The sequence below is a fragment of the Streptomyces sp. NRRL S-455 genome (genome assembly GCF_000717875.1).
Classification (GTDB): Bacteria; Actinomycetota; Actinomycetes; order Streptomycetales; family Streptomycetaceae; genus Streptomyces.
Genome location: NZ_JOCT01000004.1, coordinates 480,486 through 498,416, shown reverse-complemented (window position 1 = coordinate 498,416; position 17,931 = coordinate 480,486). Strand labels below are relative to the sequence as shown.

Below are 17,931 nucleotides of genomic sequence, written 5' to 3'. Positions count from 1 at the left end.
TCCCCGGACGTCACTCGAACGAGTGTCGTGAAGCGGGATCTTCGTTCGGAACCCGGTCGTTCTGCGAGGTGCGGGGGCAGAACTCGGCGGCGAGCACCGCGGGTTCGAGCCCGGGGTCCGCGATCGCGTCCGTGTTCACGCGGAAGGTGAGGACACGCCGGCCGTCGACGGTGGCTGCGGTGCGCACGTAGCTGCCGGATATGTGTCCGTTGTGCCCCCACACCGTGGTGCCGCACGGAAGTTTTTCGGGCAGCAGCCCCATGCCGTACGCGCCGTGGGCCGCACGGGTGTCGCGCATCTCGCGCAGCCAGCGCGGGGGCAGCAGACGGCCGCCCAGCAGGGCCGCGTAGAAGCGGTCCAGATCGGCGAGTGTGGTCACCAGCTCGCCCGCGGCGCCGGCCACCCGCGGGTCGAGTTCGGTGACGTCGGTTCCGTCGGCGGCGTAGGCGCGGCCATGCGGGGAGGGCAGGGAGGAGCGGGAGCCGGGGAAGGAGGTGCCCGTCAGACGCAGCGGAGTGAGGATGCGGCGCTCGGCCTCGGTGGCGTACGAGCGGCCGGTGACCTGCCGGATGACCAGGCCGAGCAGGACGTAGTTGGTGTTCGAGTAGGAGAAGCGGCCGAGTTCGGCCGGAGGGTGGGTGAGGGCGATGCGTACGGCCTGACGGGGTGTGACGGGTGCGGTTCCGCCGGTGTCCGCGGTGAAGTCGTACAGGCCGCTGGTGTGGGTGAGCAGGGAGCGCAGGGTCAGCGAGCGGCCGTCGTTGCCCGCGCCCCGCACCAGGCCGGGCAGATGCTGCTCGACCGTGTCGGACAGTGACAGCCGGTGCTCGGCCGCCAGTTGCAGCACGACCGTCGCGATGAACGTCTTCGTGACGCTGCCGGCGCGGAAGTGGTCCGACCGGGCGATTCCCTGCCCGGCGTGGGCATAGCGGGTGGCGGTTCCCTCCCGGGTCAGGAGGGCCGCGGCGGTTTCCGCGTCCCGGGGCACCAGCAGGGGGAGCACCGCGTCCGCGGGCGGCGGCGAGAGGGCCGAGGAGTCGGCCGGGGGCAGTCCGAGGAGGGCGACTGCCACGGGCAGGGCCGGCAATGTCCGAAACGGCGGCATGCGGGCTCCTCCCAGTTCGGGGCCCATCATGCAGGGTGGCGCGAGGCGGGACGCACCCGGGTTCCCGTCGGGGCCGGACCGCGCGGGGGCGGCAGGGGGCCCCTGGGCGCTGGGCACTTGTCGGGTGAGAGACAATGGAGACTCTGTCAGGGCGGGTTGTATGAGGGGACGCATGTCGGAGGCGGAGCGGGCGGGCACATCTCGTCAGGACACTCGTCAGGACAACAGGGAGCGTCTCCTCGCGGGGCGTTACCGGCTGGGCGACGTGCTCGGCCGCGGAGGCATGGGCACGGTGTGGCGGGCCCAGGACGAGACCCTGGGGCGCACGGTCGCCGTCAAGGAGCTGCGGTTCCCGTCGAACATCGACGAGGAGGAGAAGCGGCGGCTGATCACGCGGACACTGCGCGAGGCCAAGGCCATCGCACGGATCCGCAACAAGAGCGCCGTGACGGTCTTCGACGTCGTCCAGGAGGACGACCGCCCCTGGATCGTGATGGAGCTCGTCGAGGGCAAGTCGCTCGCCGAGGTCATCCGGGAGGACGGCCTGCTCGAGCCCAAGCGGGCCGCGGAGGTCGGGCTCGCCGTCCTGGACGTGCTGCGGTCCGCGCACCGCGAGGGCATCCTGCACCGCGACGTGAAGCCGTCGAACGTGCTGATCGCCGAGGACGGCCGGGTCGTGCTCACCGACTTCGGGATCGCCCAGGTCGAGGGCGACCCGTCCATCACCTCGACCGGCATGCTCGTGGGCGCGCCCTCCTACATCTCCCCGGAGCGGGCGCGCGGGCACAAGCCGGGCCCGGCGGCCGACCTGTGGTCGCTCGGCGGTCTGCTGTACGCGGCGGTGGAGGGCGCTCCGCCGTACGACAAGGGGTCGGCCATAGCGACTCTGACGGCGGTGATGACCGAGCCGTTGGAGGAGCCCAAGAACGCGGGCCCGCTGAAGGACGTCATCCACGGTCTGCTCACCAAGGATCCCGCCAAGCGGCTCGACGACGCGGGCGCCCGCGCGATGCTGAACTCGGTCCTGCGCTCGGCCGAGCCGGACGAGCCGGAGCCGATGGACGCGACGAAGGTGGTGCCGTTGCCGGCCCAGCCGGACGAGTCCTCGGGCAAGGGCAGTTCGGCGGGGGTCAAGGGCAAGCGGGGCGAGGAGGCCGGCGAGCGGTTGCGCGGGGCGTTGCGTTCCGTGCGCAAGGCCGCGGCGGGGACGGCCGGGGCGTCGGCCGCCGCCCGCACCGAGCCGGACGAGGAAACGGCCTCCTCCGGGCCGGACGACGAGACGACCCCGGCCGGAGACTCGGGAGCGTCCGCGTCGAAGAAGCCGGGCACGGGGCCGGCCGCAGGGGCGGCTGCCGGGGCCGGTGAGCGGAACGGGCAGGGGACCAAGGCGGCGCCCGGGGGGCGGAGTTCGGGATGGCCCGTGGTGCCGCCGCCGGACCTGCCGCCGAGGCCCGCGCCGAGGGCGCCGCTCACCGACGTGGTGCCGCGGCGCACCCTGATGATCATCGCGGTGGTCGTGGCGCTCGCCGTGATAGGAACCGTGCTCGCCATCGCGTTCAGCGGGGACGGCAAGGGCTCGAAGGGAGCCGCACCCGGCGAGAGCGGCGGAAAGACCGTCGCCACCGCCTCGGGCAGCGCCGACACCAAGGGCGACGAGAGCGACAGCACACGCACCGACAGCACGGCGAAGCAGCCCGCGCCGTCCGGCCCCGCCTCGAACCCCACGCCGACGGGCGGCTCCTCGGGAGCCGCGGACGGCGGAGCCGCCGGGAAGGGCACCGCGGCACAGTCGACGCACCAGGGCAGCCAGGGCTACTCCATCGGACTCCCCAAGGGGTGGAGGTACCAGTCCACCGGCGCCGCGGGCGACCGGTTCACCGGGCCCGACGGGCAGAAGCTGCTCATCGCCTGGACGTCCACGCCCAAGGGCGACCCGGTGGCGGACTGGAAGAACCAGGAGCGCTACATGCAGCGCGCGCAGTACAAGAAGATCCGCATAGAGGAGGTGGACTACCGCGGCTGGAACACAGCCGACTGGGAGTTCACCTATGTCGAGGGCGGCACCAAGTACCGGACCATAGACCGCGGTTTCGTCGTCGACGACCGGCAGGGCTACGCGCTGATGTACACGGCGAAGGCGGCCGACTGGGACGGTCAGCTGCGCAAGCAGACGTGGCGGACGCTGACGAAGACCTTCGAACCCAAGTCCTGAGCATGAGCGCTCCCGGGTTTGGGGAGCCAGATCTGGCATCCTCACGATGTGGGTTGCCTGCGGCACGTATCGTGAATATTTACGGACCGTGCGCAGCCGGAACGGACCGTGGGGCGAACGGATGTGACCGACCAGGCTGCCGGGGGAGGCATCGTGGACGACTACGCGGGACGGGTTCTCGCCGACCGCTACCGCCTGCCGCTTCCGCCGTCCGACGAGTACGAACTCACCGAGAGCCGGGCCTTCGACACCTACAGCGGTCAGGAAGTCCTGGTCAGGCAGGTGCCGTTGCCGGAGGTGGTCGAGGCGGAGGTCCTCGACGCGGAAGGGCTGCCCGACGGATTCACGGCACGTGACGCCGGCGCGCGGCGGCCCGGCGGGCGTCCGGGCACCCGTCGGCCCACGGATCCGGTGGTACGGCGCGCGGTCGAGGCCGCCCAGGCCGCGGCGGCCATTCCCGACCATCCGCGACTCGACCAGGTCTTCGACGTGTTCGCCGAGGGTGGTTCGCTGTGGATCGTCAGCGAGCTGGTGGCCGCTCGCCCGCTGGCGGCGCTGCTCGCCGAGAAGCCGCTGACGCCGTACCGGGCGGCCGAGGTGGCCTCCGACGTACTCATGGCGTTGCGGGTGCTGCACGCCCATGGCTGGGTGCACCGCAACGTCACCGCCCGGACGGTGCTCGTCTGCGACGACGGCCGGGTCATGCTGACCGGGCTGGCGGTGGGCGCGGCGGAGGAGGCGCTGTGCGGATACGACCCGGTTCCGGTCCCCGCCTTCGACGAGCCCGGCGGACAGGGGACGGGTACGGAGAGCGTTCCCTCCGGGCCGGTCAACGGCGTCGGTGGCCCGGGCGGCGTGGCTGGTTCGGCCGACCCCGAGGCCGCGCGGCGTGCCGCCATCGAGGCCCGCGAGTCCCGGGGGCTGCCGGGATCCGGGAGCGGCACGGCGGGTGGGGGCCCAGCCGTCCCGGCCCGACGGAACGCGGACGACAGCGATGACCCACGGGCCGCGCGGGCCGGGGCCATCGCGGCATACCGGGCGGGTGCCCGGGCCGCCGCCCGGGTGCAGGAGGCACAGCAGAGCGACCGGGCGCTGCCCGGTGCCCGTCCCGCCCCGGACAACGGGCCCGCGCCGTACGGCAGCGGCTCGGCCCAGTCGCCGTACGTCCCGGGGCAGGGCACGGGGTCCGGTGGCCCGCCGGGACAGATAGCCGACCCCTACGGCGTGCGCGGCGCCCCCGGGACGACCGCCTGGCACGGCGCCACACCGCGGGGCGGGCCCGCGCCACGGAGTCAGGAGCAAGCGGCCCTCCCCCCGGCCTCGGACACCACCGACCAGGAGTCGCCCACCCGGTGGGACGACCTGGTCGCCCACACCCCCGCACCCCGGCGCGGCCCGGCCACGGCGCTCGCCGCCGAGCGGGCGCGGCAGGCGCGGATGGCCGTGGTGGGGCCCGTGACGGAACGCTGGGCACCGGAGCAGGCCGGGCCCGTGCACGAGAACTGGCAGCTGGCCGCGCCGATCGGTCCCGCGACCGACCTGTGGGCGCTCGGCGCGCTGCTCTTCCGGGCCGTACAGGGGCACGCACCCTACCCGGAGGAGTCGACGGCCGAACTGGTGCAGATGGTGTGCGCCGAACCGCCCGCGTACGCCGAGGAGTGCGGGCCGCTCAGGCCGGTCGTGGAGTCGCTGCTGCGCCAGGACCCCACCGAACGCCCCGACTTCGAGGAACTGCGCGGCTGGCTGCGCTCGCTCGTACGGTCGGCGCCCGAGCCGGAGGCCGGTGTGCACGTCGTCGCCGCGCCCCCCGCCGACGCGAGCCGGCTGCCCGTCGTACGCCGCCGGGGCGAGCTCGTGCGCAGGCGGCGGGCCGGGCTGCCCGCGCACCACGGGCGGCACAAGCGGGCCAAGGAGTCCCGGTCGCCGCACCGCCTCGGCCGCACCCTGCTCCTGCTCGTCCTGCTCGCGATGGCCGCGGCGATCGCCTACGCCATGCTCTTCATGCCCAAGTCGGGGACCGACGGCGCCAACGGCACGGACCGGACCGGGGCCGCCGGTGAGGTCAGCCAGGCGCCCGAGCCGGACGCGAGCAGCGAGCCCCGGCCCGACCAGACGTCGCCCGAGCCGGAGGGGAGCCCGTCGAGCTCGACCGGTTCCACCGAGACGCAGACCACCGGCCCCGAGATCGCCGGGGGCTTCACCCTGCGCAAGGACTCGGCGGGCTTCCAGGTCGCCGTCGCCAAGGGCTGGGACCGCACCCCGCGGAACGCGAGCGGCCAGGTCGTCTACGCCAAGGGCGACTTCGAGCTCATCGTCGTGCCCGGCCGGGACAGCGCGTCGGAGTACGGCAGCGATCCGATGGCATACCAGCGGGAGAGGGAACGCGAGCTGCAGCCCTACCGCGACTCCAGCTGGGCCACCTCCACCGGGCTGAAGACGATCCAGGTCGGCGGACGGACCATGGCCGAGGGACAGTTCACCTGGACCGGCGCCGACGGGGGCGAACTGTACGTGCGCAACCTCGCGATGCTCGTCGACGGGCGGTACCACGTGGTCCAGCTGCGCGGTCCGGAGGCCGAACGGGACGAGGTGACAAGGCTGTACGAGCAGGCGGCGGCGACCTACAAGGCGACCCGCTGAGCATCCGGCGCGCCGACGGTACGCGGTAGTTCAACAGCTGGTCGCCTCCCGTCCCGGCAGACGACAACCGTCACAGTGCGGTCACCGTGGCACCCCGCTTGTTCCCTGAGGGAGGGCAGGTCCTTACGCTGACCCTGTCAAGACCATTGCGGGGCAACGTGAATCAGATGCAGGGCCAGCTCGTCGCGGGCCGCTACCGGCTCGCCGACTCCATCGGCAGCGGCGGCATGGGCCGGGTGTGGCGCGCCCATGACGAGGTGCTGCACCGGTCCGTCGCCATCAAGGAGTTGACGGCAGCCCTCTACGTCTCCGAGAGCGAGCAGGCGATCCTGCTGGCGCGCACCCGGGCCGAGGCGCGGGCCGCCGCGCGGATCAACCACTCCGCGGTCGTCACCGTGCACGACGTGCTGGAGCACGACGGCCGCCCCTGGATCGTGATGGAGCTGGTCGAGGGCCGCTCCCTGGCTGACGCGGTCAAGGAGGAGGGGCGCGTCGAACCGCGCGAGGCGGCGCGCGTCGGCCTCTGGGTGCTGCGGGCCCTGCGCGCCGCGCACACCGCCGGCGTCCTGCACCGCGACATCAAACCGGGCAACGTTCTCCTCGGCCGGGACGGACGGGTCCTGCTCACCGACTTCGGCATCGCCCAGATCGAGGGCGACACGACCATCACCCGGACCGGAGAGGTCGTCGGCTCGGTCGACTACCTGGCGCCCGAGCGTGTGCGCGGCCACGACCCGGGCCCGTCCTCCGACTTGTGGGCGCTCGGCGCGACGCTCTACACGGCGGTCGAGGGCCGCTCGCCGTTCCGCCGGACCACACCGCTGACCACCATGCAGGCCGTGGTCGAGGAGGAAGCCGCCGAGCCGCGGCACGCCGGTCCGCTCACACCCGTCATCACGGCCCTGCTGCGCAAGGACCCGGCCACCCGGCCCGACGTCTCCGAGGCCGAGCAGATGCTCGCCGAGGCGGCGGAGGGGCGGCGGCCGAGCGGGGCGCAGGCGTATGTGCCGACGCAGTACGGAGGAACGCCGTACCGGAACGTCCACAGCGGCACGGGTACGGCCGGTACGGGTACGGCCGGTACGGGTACGGCCGGTACGGGTACGGCCGGTACGGGTACGGCGGGCGCCGGCGCGGCCGGTACGGGTACGGCCGGTGCCGGTGCGGTCGGCACGGGCACGCTCGGCACCGGGTCGGGATCGCACACCGGGACGCCCCTCCCGCCGCTGGCCGGCACCCCGGCGGCGGGGACGCCGACGACCGGTACCCACCTGAGCGGCACTGCGACGGCTTCGGGCCCCGTGCCCCAGGTGACCGGCCCCACCACGGTCGGCCCGACGGCGACGGGTGCCCAGCCGGCCGGCCCGGGCCGGCGCCGCCGGCTTCGGAGCCTCGCCCTGGTCGTCGCCCTCGCGGCCATCATCGGCGGCGGCACCGCGGTGGTGCTCCAGCGGTTCGACCGGGACCACCAGCCGCAGGCCGGCCCCTCCGGCTCGCCGAGTTCCGCGAGCGCGCAGCGGCCGGGGGGAACGGTTCCCGCCAGCTGGACCCGCCACGACGACCCCGCGGGTTTCAGCCTCTACCTGCCCAAGGGCTGGAAGCGCAAGGTCTACGACGGGGAGGGCGAGCTCAAGCAGATCGACTACACGCCCGACGGCGGCCGGCACTTCGTCCGGATCGCCGTCGACACCTCCCCGGACTTCGCCGACCCATACGCCCACCAGCTCGACCTGGAACAGCAGCTCCAGCGGCTGGTCGACTACCAGCGGGTCACCCTCGAGCGCAACGTCTACCGTGACCGGGAAGGCGCTCAGTGGGAGTACACCTGGACCGCGCAGGCGAAGGACACGAGGTTCCCCGGTCCACGCCGGGCCATCGAGGAGACGTACGTCGCCCGCGACGGCACCGAGTACGCGCTCTACATGTCGTCACCCGCCCGGGACTGGGCCGAGGCACGCAAGCAGTTCACGTCGCTGCTGCAGGGCTGGCACGAGAAGACCCCCTGACCCGGCGGCACTCCTGACGAGGGACTGTCTGTTTCGGCCACCCGCGCGTCGGCGCCCCGGAGCCGGTCCGTCCGGTGGGGCATGATGGCCGCATGGGGACCGAGAGACACAACACGCGTGTCATCGCGGGCCGCTACCGGCTCGAGGCCAGACTCGGGCGTGGTGGCATGGGCGTGGTCTGGCGGGCGACCGACCAGCTGCTCGGCCGGGGCGTGGCCGTCAAGGAGCTCCCCCTCGACGAGACGCTCTCCGCGGCGGACGCACGCCGGCAGCGGGACCGTACGCTGCGCGAGGCCCGGGCCGTCGCCCAGCTCAGCCACCCGCACATCATCGTCGTCCACGATGTCGTCGAGGACGACGAACGCCCTTACATCGTCATGGAGCTGATCGAGGGCGGCTCGCTCGCCGACCGTATCGCCGGCCATGGTCCGGTCGACGCCGCCGAAGCCGCCCGCATCGCCGTCGACCTGCTCGGCGCGCTGCGTGCCGCCCACGCGGCCGGGGTCCTGCACCGCGACCTCAAGCCCGACAACGTGCTGCTGGAGGCCGGCACCGACCGGGTCGTCCTCACCGACTTCGGCATCGCCCAGGTCGCCGGGGCTCCCACACTCACCGAGAACGGCTCCTTCGTCGGCTCGCCCGAGTACACCGCGCCCGAGCGGATGTCCGGGGCCAGGACGGGCCCCGAGTCCGACCTGTGGTCGCTGGGCGCGCTGATGTGCGCGGCCCTCAGCGGCGAGTCGCCGTTCCACCGCGACTCGCTGGGCGGCATCCTGCACGCGGTCGTCGTCGGCGACATCCGGCCACCCGCCGAGGCCGCGCCGCTCCTGCCCGTCGTACAGGGCCTGCTGGAACGCGATCCGGACCGGCGGCTGGACGCGGACCGGGCGGAGAGGATGCTCCGGGCGTTCCTCGACACGGGGCGTACGCCGGGGGTTGCGCCGCCCGGGTACGCGCCGGTGGAACGGGACGCGCACGGTGGACGATCCCAGGACGTCACTGATCGCGAACCGCCGGCGCCGGTGGGTGTGCCCGGCCCGGACCACCAGGACGAACCGTTCTTCCGCCAGCCCGGACGGCGCGTGCTCGTGGCGGCGCTGCTGGTCGCCGCGATGGCCGGGGCCGGTGTGTCGGCGGCGGCGCTGCTCATGGACGAGGGCGGCGGGGAAGGTGGCCGCACGCCGCCGAGTTCCGCGCCCCGGACGTCCACGGCCGGACCGTCCGCCCAGGGCACACGCACTCCGAGCACTCCCGTGCCCACGACCGTCACCGGCTCGGCCTCTCCCTGACCGCACCCGGCGGCAACTCGCTTCGACAAGGCCCCGTTTTGCGGGGTACTGATGGGTCATGAGTAACGACGGGGGCGGAACAGGCGTTGTCCAGGGCCGGATGGTCGGCGGGCGGTACCGGCTGGTCGAGCGCATCGGTTCCGGCGGGTCGGGCACCGTCTGGTGGGCGCACGACGAGCTCGTGCGGCGCGAAGTCGCCGTCAGGCAGCCCCGGTTGCCGGGTGACCCGGAGGACGACAGCCATCGCCGGGCGGCGCACCGGCTGTACCGCGAGGCCCGCGCCGCCGCCCGGGTCGACCATCCCGCCGCCGTCACCGTCCACGACGTGGTCGTCGAGCCGGTACAGCAGGGCGAACGCCTGGGTCTCCAAGGCCCCGACGAGCTCGACGCGACCGAGATGCTCGACGGACTCCCTTGGATCGTCATGGAGTTGGTGCGGGGCGAGTCGCTGCACGAGAGACTCCGGCGCGGCCCTGTCGACCCGCGGGAAGCGGCCCGTATCGGGCTTGCCGTCCTCGGTGCCCTGCACGCCGCGCACTCCGTGGGCATCGTGCACCGGGACCTGAAACCCGCCAACGTCCTGCTGGGCCCGGACGAGCGGGTCGTCGTCACGGACTTCGGCATCGCCCAGGTGCGGGGGGAGGCCCCCACCGCGGACGGGGCGTTCGGCGGTTCGCCGGAGTTCGTCGCTCCGGAGCGGATGTCCGGCCGTATCGCCGGGCCCGCCTCCGACCTGTGGTCGCTGGGCGTCCTGCTGTACGCCGCCATCGAGGGCGAGACGCCGTTCCGCCGTACGGCGCCCCGGTCCACCCCGGCCGCCGCGAGCCCCGCCGCCGAGTCGCCTCAGCCACGGCAGGCAGGGCCCCTCGGGCCGCTGATCGCACGACTGTTGACGCCGGACCCCGAACGGCGGCCGGACGCCGAGGAGGTCATGAGGGAGCTGGAGGCGGTGGCGGGACCACTGCCCCTCGCGCCCGCGGAAGAGATATCCACGGGAGGTCAAGAGGCCGAAGAAGCCGGGAAGCCGGCGGAGGAGTCCGGCTCCGGCCCCGGCCCCGGCCCTGGAACACACGCGGACGTGGCCGACGGGCCACCGGAGCCGCCGAAACGCCACAGCCTCCTGCACCCCGCACCCCTCGCCCTCCTCAGCGCGCTGCTGGCCGGTGGCGTAGGGGCCGCCACCCATCTCGACGGCACCGGCAGCGCTGAGTCCGCCGAACAGGCCGCCGGGGCAACGGACACCTGGATCCCGCATCCCGAGCCGGACATGGCGGCCGTGCTCCACCTCCCGCGCCACTACCGCCCGCTCGACAGGTCGGGCAGTGCGACCGACCAGCCCCGCACGGCGCTCTACGGCGACGAACGGGGCGGCACGGTCCAGGTCCGCCTCCTTGTCTGGGACAAGGCCCCCGGCTCGCCGATGGACCAGGCCGGGAAGGCGCACCCACGGCCCACCCGCACCACCGTCCAGGGCCACGAAGCCGCCCTCGCCGACACCGTGCACCAGCGTGACGGAGCCCCCAGGCGGGTCATGCGGGCGGTGATCCGCACCGACGACGAGCGCATGTACGAACTGCGCGTCGACATGCCCAAGGGCACGCCGGAGGAGAGGGAGGGCACCTCGGTGTTCCGGGGCGCCCGGGACCGGCTCGGGATGGTAAAAGGCCGAATCACACCAACTGGCCACCGAACAACGCCCTGATCAGGCCATTCGTTGCCAGCAGCCACTGGCGGCGTGTGTGTACTCCGTGAAGCCGTATTACCGACGGGTACCCAAAGGCTCCGCCGCGGCATACCCTGCGCTCCATGACGGACGCGCACGCCCCGGAGAAGCCCGGCACGGCACAGGCCGGCACCAACCCCCTCGCCCCCGCCCCTCAGGGCGCCCGCACCGCCGCCGACGTGGTCACCCCCGAGCTGGTCGCCCAGCTCACCAAGGGCGTGGCCGGCTCCGGACGGACGGCCAACCACACGCCGTTCAGCGGTGAGAAGCTGGCCGACCTCCCCGAGTCGACGCCCGAGGACGTGGCGAAGGCCTTCGACACGGCCCGCGCCGCCCAGGCCGTGTGGGCCCAGACCCCCGTACGGCAGCGCGCCGCCGTCCTGCTCCGCTTCCACGACCTGCTGCTGGAGCGCCAGGCCGAGGTGCTCGACCTGATCCAGCTGGAGACCGGCAAGGCCCGGCTGCACGCCCACGAGGAGGTCCAGGCCGTCGCGGTCGCCGCCCGGCACTACGGCCGCAAGGCCCCCGCCTACCTCCGCCCCAAGCGGCACGCCGGCGCCATGCCGACCCTCACCAAGGTCACCGAACTGCGCCACCCGCGCGGCGTCGTGGGTCAGATCGCCCCCTGGAACTACCCCCTGGAGCTGTCGGTCGGCGACGCGCTCCCGGCGTTCGTCGCGGGCAACGCGGTCGTCATGAAGCCGGACACGGAGACCTGCCTGACCGCCCTGTGGGCCCGTGACCTGCTCATCGAGGCCGGCCTGCCCGCCGACGTCTTCCAGGTCGTCCTCGGCGACGGCCCGGTGGTCGGCCCCGAGGTCGTCCGCCACGCCGACTACGTCTCCTTCACCGGCTCCACCCGCACCGGCCGCGAGGTCGCCCAGGGCGCCGCCGCCCGGCTTGTCGGCGTCTCCCTCGAACTCGGCGGCAAGAACGCCATGCTGGTCCTTCAGGACGCCGACATCGAGAAGGCCGCGGCCGGAGCGGTCCGCGCCTGCTTCTCCTCCGCCGGCCAGCTCTGCATCTCCATCGAGCGGCTCTACGTCCACGAGTCGGTCGCGGACGCCTTCCTGGAGCGCTTCGCCGCCCGCACGAAGGCCATGCGCCTGGGCACGTCCCTGGCCTACGGCGCCGACATGGGATCCCTGGTCGGGGAACGCCAGTTGGAGACCGTCACGCGGCACGTCGAGGAAGCCGTCGCCAAGGGTGCGAAGGTCCTCGCGGGCGGTGTGGCGCGCCCGGACATCGGCCCGTACTTCTTCGAGCCCACGATCCTCGACGGCGTCGGCACGGACATGTCCGTCTGCGCGGAGGAGACCTTCGGCCCGGTCGTCTCGGTCTACCGCTTCAAGGACGAGGACGAGGTCATCGAGCGCGCCAACGCCACGGCGTACGGCCTGAACTCCTCGGTCTGGACGAAGAACGCCCGCCGTGGCCGGGAGGTCGCCGCCCGCCTGCGCACCGGCACGGTCAACATCAACGACGGCTACGCCCCCGCCTACGGCAGCGCCCAGGCCCCCATGGGCGGCATGAAGGACTCCGGCCTCGGCCGCCGCCACGGCTCCGAGGGCATCCTCAAGTACACCGAGGCCCAGACCATCGCCCACCAGCGAGTCCTCCCGATGGCCCCTTCCCTGGGCATGGACGACGAGAAGTACGCCGAGTTCATGAGCAGGAGTCTCCGCCTGATGAAGGCGATGAGGTTCCGGTAACCGACCTTCTTCCCAGGGAACACTCAACGAGGAGAACACGTGCCTCAGGACGCTTACGACTACGACGTCATCGTCGTCGGCTCCGGCTTCGGCGGCTCGGTAACCGCCCTGCGCCTCACCGAGAAGGGTTACCGCGTCGGCGTCCTGGAGGCAGGCCGCCGCTTCACCCGGGAGTCCCTCCCCAAGAACTCCTGGGACCTGAAGAACTACCTCTGGGCGCCGAGACTCGGCATGTACGGCATCCAGCGCATCCACCTGCTCGGCAACGTCATGGTCCTGGCGGGCGCGGGCGTCGGCGGCGGTTCCCTCAACTACGCCAACACCCTCTACGTCCCTCCCGAGCCGTTCTTCGAGGACCCGCAGTGGCGGGACATCACCGACTGGCAGGAGGAGCTGAAGCCGTACTACGACCAGGCCCGTCGCATGCTCGGCGTACGGCTCAACCCGACCATGACCCCCTCCGACGTCCATCTGAAGGCCGCCGCGGAGCGGATGGGCTGCGGCGACTCCTTCCACCTCGCCCCGGTCGGCGTCTTCTTCGGCGACGGCGAGGACGCCGACGGGACGGCGAAGGCGAAGCCGGGCCAGGAGGTGCCCGACCCGTACTTCGGCGGGGCGGGACCGGCCCGCAGGGCCTGCGCCGAGTGCGGCGAGTGCATGACCGGCTGCCGTCACGGCGCGAAGAACACCCTCAACGAGAACTACCTGTACCTCGCCGAGAAGGCCGGAGCGGTCGTCCACCCCCTGACGACGGTCGTCTCCGTCACCGACGACTCGCGGGGCGGGTACGCGGTCGCCACCCTCCCCACCGACGACCGCCGGGGGGCGAAGGGCCGGACCTACACCGCCCGCAAGGTCGTCCTCGCCGCCGGCACGTACGGCACCCAGACGCTGCTCCACCGCATGAAGACGGGCGGCCAGTTGCCGTACCTCTCGGACAGACTGGGCGAGCTGACCCGCACCAACTCCGAGGCCCTGGTCGGCGCCCAGACCGACGACCGGCGCTACCGCAAGGCCCACGGCGCCCCGAAGGCCGACTTCACCCGGGGCGTGGCCATCACGTCCTCGATCCACCCCGACGAGAACACCCACATCGAGCCGGTCCGCTACGGCAGGGGCTCCAACTCGATGGGCGGCCTGTCCATCCTCCAGGTCCCCTACGCCGGCAGCGGCTCGGGCAGCTCACGGGTCCTGGGCTTCCTCGCCCACGCGGCGAAACACCCCTTGCTGGTGCTGCGTTCCCTGTCCAACCGCCGCTGGTCGGAGCGGACCATCATCGGCCTGGTGATGCAGTCGCTGGACAACTCCCTGACGACGTACCTGAAACCGTCGGGAATCGGCCGGGGCCTGCTCACCGCCCGCCAGGGCCACGGCGCCCCCAACCCCAAGCAGATCAAGGCCGCCACTCAGAGCGCGTCGGCCCTCGCCGCCGAGATCAACGGCTTCGCGGGCTCGAACGTCGGCGAACTGATGGGCACCCCGCTGACGGCCCACTTCCTGGGCGGCTGCCCGATCGGTGCCTCCCGCGAGACCGGCGTGCTCGATCCGTACCACCGCCTCTACGGCCACCCCGGTATCTCGGTGGTCGACGGCGCCGCGGTCTCGGCGAACCTGGGCGTCAACCCGTCCCTCACCATCACCGCCCAGGCCGAGCGGGCCATGTCGTTCTGGCCCAACAAGGGCGAGCCCGACCCGCGACCCGTGCAGGGCGCGGCCTACGAGCGGCTCCAGCCGGTCGAGCCCAAGTCCCCGGCGGTTCCGGCGGACGCGTTCGGCGCGCTGCGGCTGCCGTTCCTGGGGATGCCCGCGGTGCCGCCGAAGAAGTAACCGAAATTGGCACACAGAAGAGGGACCTGCGCCCCCCTCCGAGCGCAGGTCCCTCTTCTTCTTGCGTGAAGCTCAGGTCGATCAAGCCCTACGGGGCGTCTTACGCCTCCGCACCGGCCTTACGACGGCGCACCACGAAGATCGCACCGGCACCGGCGACGACCGCGGCACCACCGACGAGGCCGATCATCGGCAGGGCGGAGCTGGAGCCGGTCTCGGCGAGGTTGCCGGTGACCTCCGGCGTGTTGCTGCTCGGCTTCTCGTCGGTGACGGGCGCCTTGCCGCCTTCCTGCGGCTTGGTGCCCTCGGTGTCCGTACCGGCGGAGACGATCTGGAACTTGTAGGAGATCTGACCGAAGCCGGTGCACTCGCCGTCGCTGTCGCCGTAGATGGTCGCGCCGAGCGAGAAGCCGGCGCCGACCGGGGCGGACTTCTTGACGTTGAGGCGCAGCGGGATGTCGACCTCGTAGTCGGGCTTCAGCTCGTCGGTGTAGCCGACGTAGCCGACCGCGTAGCCGCCCGCATTGAGGTCGACCCAGATCTTGTCCTGGGGGTCCCAGGCCTGGAGCTGGACCTGCTTGCTGGTGAACAGCTCCTCGCCGTCCTTGTCGGCGGAGGCCCCGGCGAAGAAGTCGAGGTCGTTGAGCGTGGAGTCGGAGTTGTTGAGCACGTTCAGCGAGAACTTGCGCCAGCCGCTGCCCGCCGAGATCTTGCCGGGCAGGCCGGTGATGCTGACGTCGACCTTGGAGTCCTTGCACGCGGACGGCTCGGGCTCCGGGGACTCCGACTCCTCCGGCTCGGACGCGCTGGGCGCCGGGGAGGAGGGGCTCGCGGACGTGCTGGGCGAGCTCGACGTCTCGGGAGCGGACTCGCTCACGGACGCGCTCGGAGTCGGCGTCGTCTCGGGCTGGGACTCGGTCACCGACGGCGAGGGCGAGGCGGACGTCTCGGGAGCGGACTCGCTCACGGACGTGCTCGGCGTGGGCGACGTCTCGTCGGTCGCGTACGCGGCCGGTGCCGCGAGCAGGGCGACCGGGGCTATGACCGCCGTGGCGGCCGCTGCTGCCATGGCGCGGCGAAGCTTCATGAAGACCTCGGAAAGTCCGGTGTACCGCGGGCTGCGGTACGAACGTTGGGGGAGGCCTCCGCGTGTGGGGCGCGGGTGTGGCCCTTGGTTCGCCAGGTTTGATCAGTGAAACCTGTGAATGGTTGTGCTGGCATTAACAGGATTCTTATGTGTGCTGGGTCACATCCTTGACCTTCTTGTGAAGGCGCTTACCACTCGCTTAGATGTGTGCTTCGTGTCTGACAAGCCGTCCGATGATCAACCATCGGCCTCGGAGATCCCCGACGACGTCTGGGAGCAGTTCACCCGCGACACCGAGCGGGACATCCGTACCTCCGCCCCGAAGGAACCCTCCGCGCGGGCGCGCATGGTGACCGAAAGACTGCGCGAGCAGGATGCCAGGGGCGAGGTGCCTCCTGGGTGGCGCACCGGTCCCGCCCCGGAGTTGAACGGACGCGCCGCCCGGCGCCGCAAGCTGTGGGCCGTGCTCGGCGTGCCCGTCGCCGTAGCCGTGGCGTTGGTCGCGCTGAAGCCGTCGCTGCTGCCCGGCAACCCCTTCGGTATCGGTGAACCCCAGGCCGCCGAAGCCTCACCCCTGCCCGCCGAGACGGCCGCACCGACCGCCCCGCCCGGGGCGTCGGACGCCGAGACGCCCACCCTGGACGAGCCGTTCGCCGGTTCGCCGGCGCTGCGCTGGGCCGACGGCGAGGCCGGCATCGTCCCGCCCGAGGCGGAGGCCGTAGGAGCGGTCTCCAAGGACCGGGTGGAGCAGGCGCTGAAGCTGACGAAGAAGCTGCTGGTCGCCGCCAACCTCGACCCGGGGACGGTGCGTGGCGAACGCCCCGAGGGCGCCCTCTCCGTGCTGGACCCCGAGCAGCCGAAGATCCTCGACCGTTTCGACACCGCACTGCGGTCACCCAGCAGGGACAACGACCCGGTGACCCTGTTCAGCCGGTTCGACCCCGACGAGATACGCCTGGTCGGCGACGTGATCAAGACGCGGGGGCGCATGATGTTCGAGAAGGGCTCGCACGGGGGCGTGGCCGTGCACGCCGACTACACCTTCGTCTACCCGGTCAGCCGCGCGGACGGTTCCACCGAGGTCACCCGCACCATCGTCCGCCGCGTCCTGGACGTCGAACTCGCCGACCCCGCCCGCTACCGGACCACTCCCGGCCGGCTGGTCGTCCTGAAGTACGACGAGGAGATCGGCAACTCCTCCTGCGACGTCCACGACGGCTACCTGCACCCGAAGTTCCCGTCGAGCCGGGACCAGGGGCCCGATCCCGCCGGCCCGACGACCGACCCGTACGACCGCAGCCGGAGCGTCGACGAGAGCCAGGCCTGCGGGACGGTGACCCGCATCTGAGCAGAACGAAGAGCCCCGCGGGATGGGCCGCGGGGCTCTTCGTGTGGTCAGCACCGACGTCAGGGCAACACCGGTGCCGGGAAGGCGGCGCCGGGGGGCCGCGCCGCTGGTCTCGGCCTCTGACGGTCGGGCCTGCGATGTCCGCCGGTCGGCCCCGGGCGTCCCCGGAGCCGACCGTTCTCTTGGGTGACCGGGCTGCTGTCCCCTGCCGTCCGGTCACTTTCCTGGAGTGAGGTCCCACGACGCACGGCACGATCCGTACGTCTCATCACTCCAGCGAGCCACGCGTGGTTCTCTCGGGCCCGCGCCTGGCTGGCACGGACAACGGGACCAACGAGGGGGTCCGGGGGCGGTCACGCGCCGTACGGGTGAGAAGGGGGCGTACTCCTGTGCCGCGAACACGGGTTCAGATCCTGCCGCGGCACAGCTCCAGCAGGGTCATCGCGAGGGCGGTGCCCGGCTTGCCCAGCGCCTCCCTGTAGTGGCCGAGGACCTCCATCTCGCGGGAGAGGTTCACCCGCCGGCCGCCGGAGCCGATCCGTGCCTGCTGGATCACGGCGGAGACGGCCGCCCGCTCCTGGATCAGGCCGATGATCCGGTCGTCGAGCGCGTCGATCCGCTCGCGGGCTCCGGTGATCACGTCGGCGGCCTCGGCGGTACGGGCGCCGGTCAGGTCGGTGGCGGTCGGGCCGGTGGCGGTCAGTTCGGTGGCGGTCATGGGAGGGGCTCCTCGTCGTCGGGAGGTGCCCCGGTCCGGCAAGGCCCCGACGACGGCAGACGCCCCGGGCCTTGTCGGCCCGGGGCGCCTGGGAAGTCGCTTGTCAGTTGCTCAAGCAGCACGACCATGGCAGCCGGCGGGCCGGGTGCCATAGGTAAAGACGAACGTCTGGTGCGTGAGCATGGGGCAAGTATGCCCCGCGCCCCGGAGGTGTCCAACGCGGCTCGCATCCTGAGACGACCTCGATCCCCGGCGCCCGGAAGG

At 72.6% G+C, this 17,931-nt stretch carries 11 protein-coding genes; 8 read left to right on the top strand and 3 right to left on the bottom strand.

What is annotated here, in order from left to right:
• Window positions 1-10 precede the first annotated feature (10 nt).
• A complete protein-coding gene (locus tag IE97_RS0107875; protein ID WP_037844051.1) occupies window positions 11-1,105 on the bottom strand; it encodes a serine hydrolase domain-containing protein in 1,095 nt (364 codons plus the stop codon).
• Between the two features lie 172 nt (window positions 1,106-1,277).
• On the opposite strand from IE97_RS0107875, the gene IE97_RS0107870 reads away from it, so the two are divergent.
• From IE97_RS0107870 to IE97_RS0107840, 7 genes are all read left to right on the top strand, one after another.
• The gene (locus IE97_RS0107870; RefSeq protein WP_030233625.1) at window positions 1,278-3,317 is read left to right on the top strand and encodes a serine/threonine-protein kinase; all 2,040 of its coding nucleotides are present in this window, start codon (window positions 1,278-1,280) and stop codon (window positions 3,315-3,317) included.
• Between the two features lie 123 nt (window positions 3,318-3,440).
• Window positions 3,441-5,957, top strand: coding sequence for a protein kinase (locus IE97_RS0107865; RefSeq protein ID WP_420706062.1), 2,517 nt, complete (start codon window positions 3,441-3,443; stop codon window positions 5,955-5,957).
• Window positions 5,958-6,124: 167 nt separating this feature from the next.
• Window positions 6,125-7,963, top strand: coding sequence for a serine/threonine-protein kinase (locus IE97_RS0107860; protein ID WP_030233618.1), 1,839 nt, complete (start codon window positions 6,125-6,127; stop codon window positions 7,961-7,963).
• A gap of 92 nt (window positions 7,964-8,055) precedes the next feature.
• Window positions 8,056-9,252 (top strand): serine/threonine-protein kinase, encoded by a 1,197-nt coding sequence (locus IE97_RS0107855; RefSeq protein ID WP_037834798.1) that lies wholly within the window; start codon window positions 8,056-8,058, stop codon window positions 9,250-9,252.
• Between the two features lie 58 nt (window positions 9,253-9,310).
• Window positions 9,311-10,954: a serine/threonine-protein kinase gene (locus IE97_RS0107850; protein WP_051704873.1), complete on the top strand. Its 1,644-nt coding sequence runs from the start codon at window positions 9,311-9,313 to the stop codon at window positions 10,952-10,954.
• 104 nt (window positions 10,955-11,058) lie between these two features.
• A complete protein-coding gene (locus tag IE97_RS0107845) occupies window positions 11,059-12,687 on the top strand; it encodes a succinic semialdehyde dehydrogenase (RefSeq protein WP_030233606.1) in 1,629 nt (542 codons plus the stop codon).
• A 39-nt stretch (window positions 12,688-12,726) separates the two neighbouring features.
• A complete protein-coding gene (locus tag IE97_RS0107840; RefSeq protein WP_030233603.1) occupies window positions 12,727-14,514 on the top strand; it encodes a GMC family oxidoreductase N-terminal domain-containing protein in 1,788 nt (595 codons plus the stop codon).
• Window positions 14,515-14,614: 100 nt separating this feature from the next.
• Here the strand turns inward: IE97_RS0107840 and IE97_RS42425 are convergent, their stop codons facing one another.
• On the bottom strand, window positions 14,615-15,601 hold the full coding sequence (locus IE97_RS42425) for an LAETG motif-containing sortase-dependent surface protein (RefSeq protein WP_030233600.1): 987 nt from the start codon (window positions 15,599-15,601) through the stop codon (window positions 14,615-14,617).
• 214 nt (window positions 15,602-15,815) lie between these two features.
• Between IE97_RS42425 and IE97_RS0107830 the strand changes: the two genes are divergently transcribed.
• The gene (locus tag IE97_RS0107830; protein WP_030233596.1) at window positions 15,816-16,949 is read left to right on the top strand and encodes a hypothetical protein; all 1,134 of its coding nucleotides are present in this window, start codon (window positions 15,816-15,818) and stop codon (window positions 16,947-16,949) included.
• 406 nt (window positions 16,950-17,355) lie between these two features.
• Here the strand turns inward: IE97_RS0107830 and IE97_RS0107825 are convergent, their stop codons facing one another.
• Window positions 17,356-17,667 (bottom strand): chorismate mutase, encoded by a 312-nt coding sequence (locus IE97_RS0107825; RefSeq protein WP_030233592.1) that lies wholly within the window; start codon window positions 17,665-17,667, stop codon window positions 17,356-17,358.
• Window positions 17,668-17,931 lie beyond the last annotated feature (264 nt).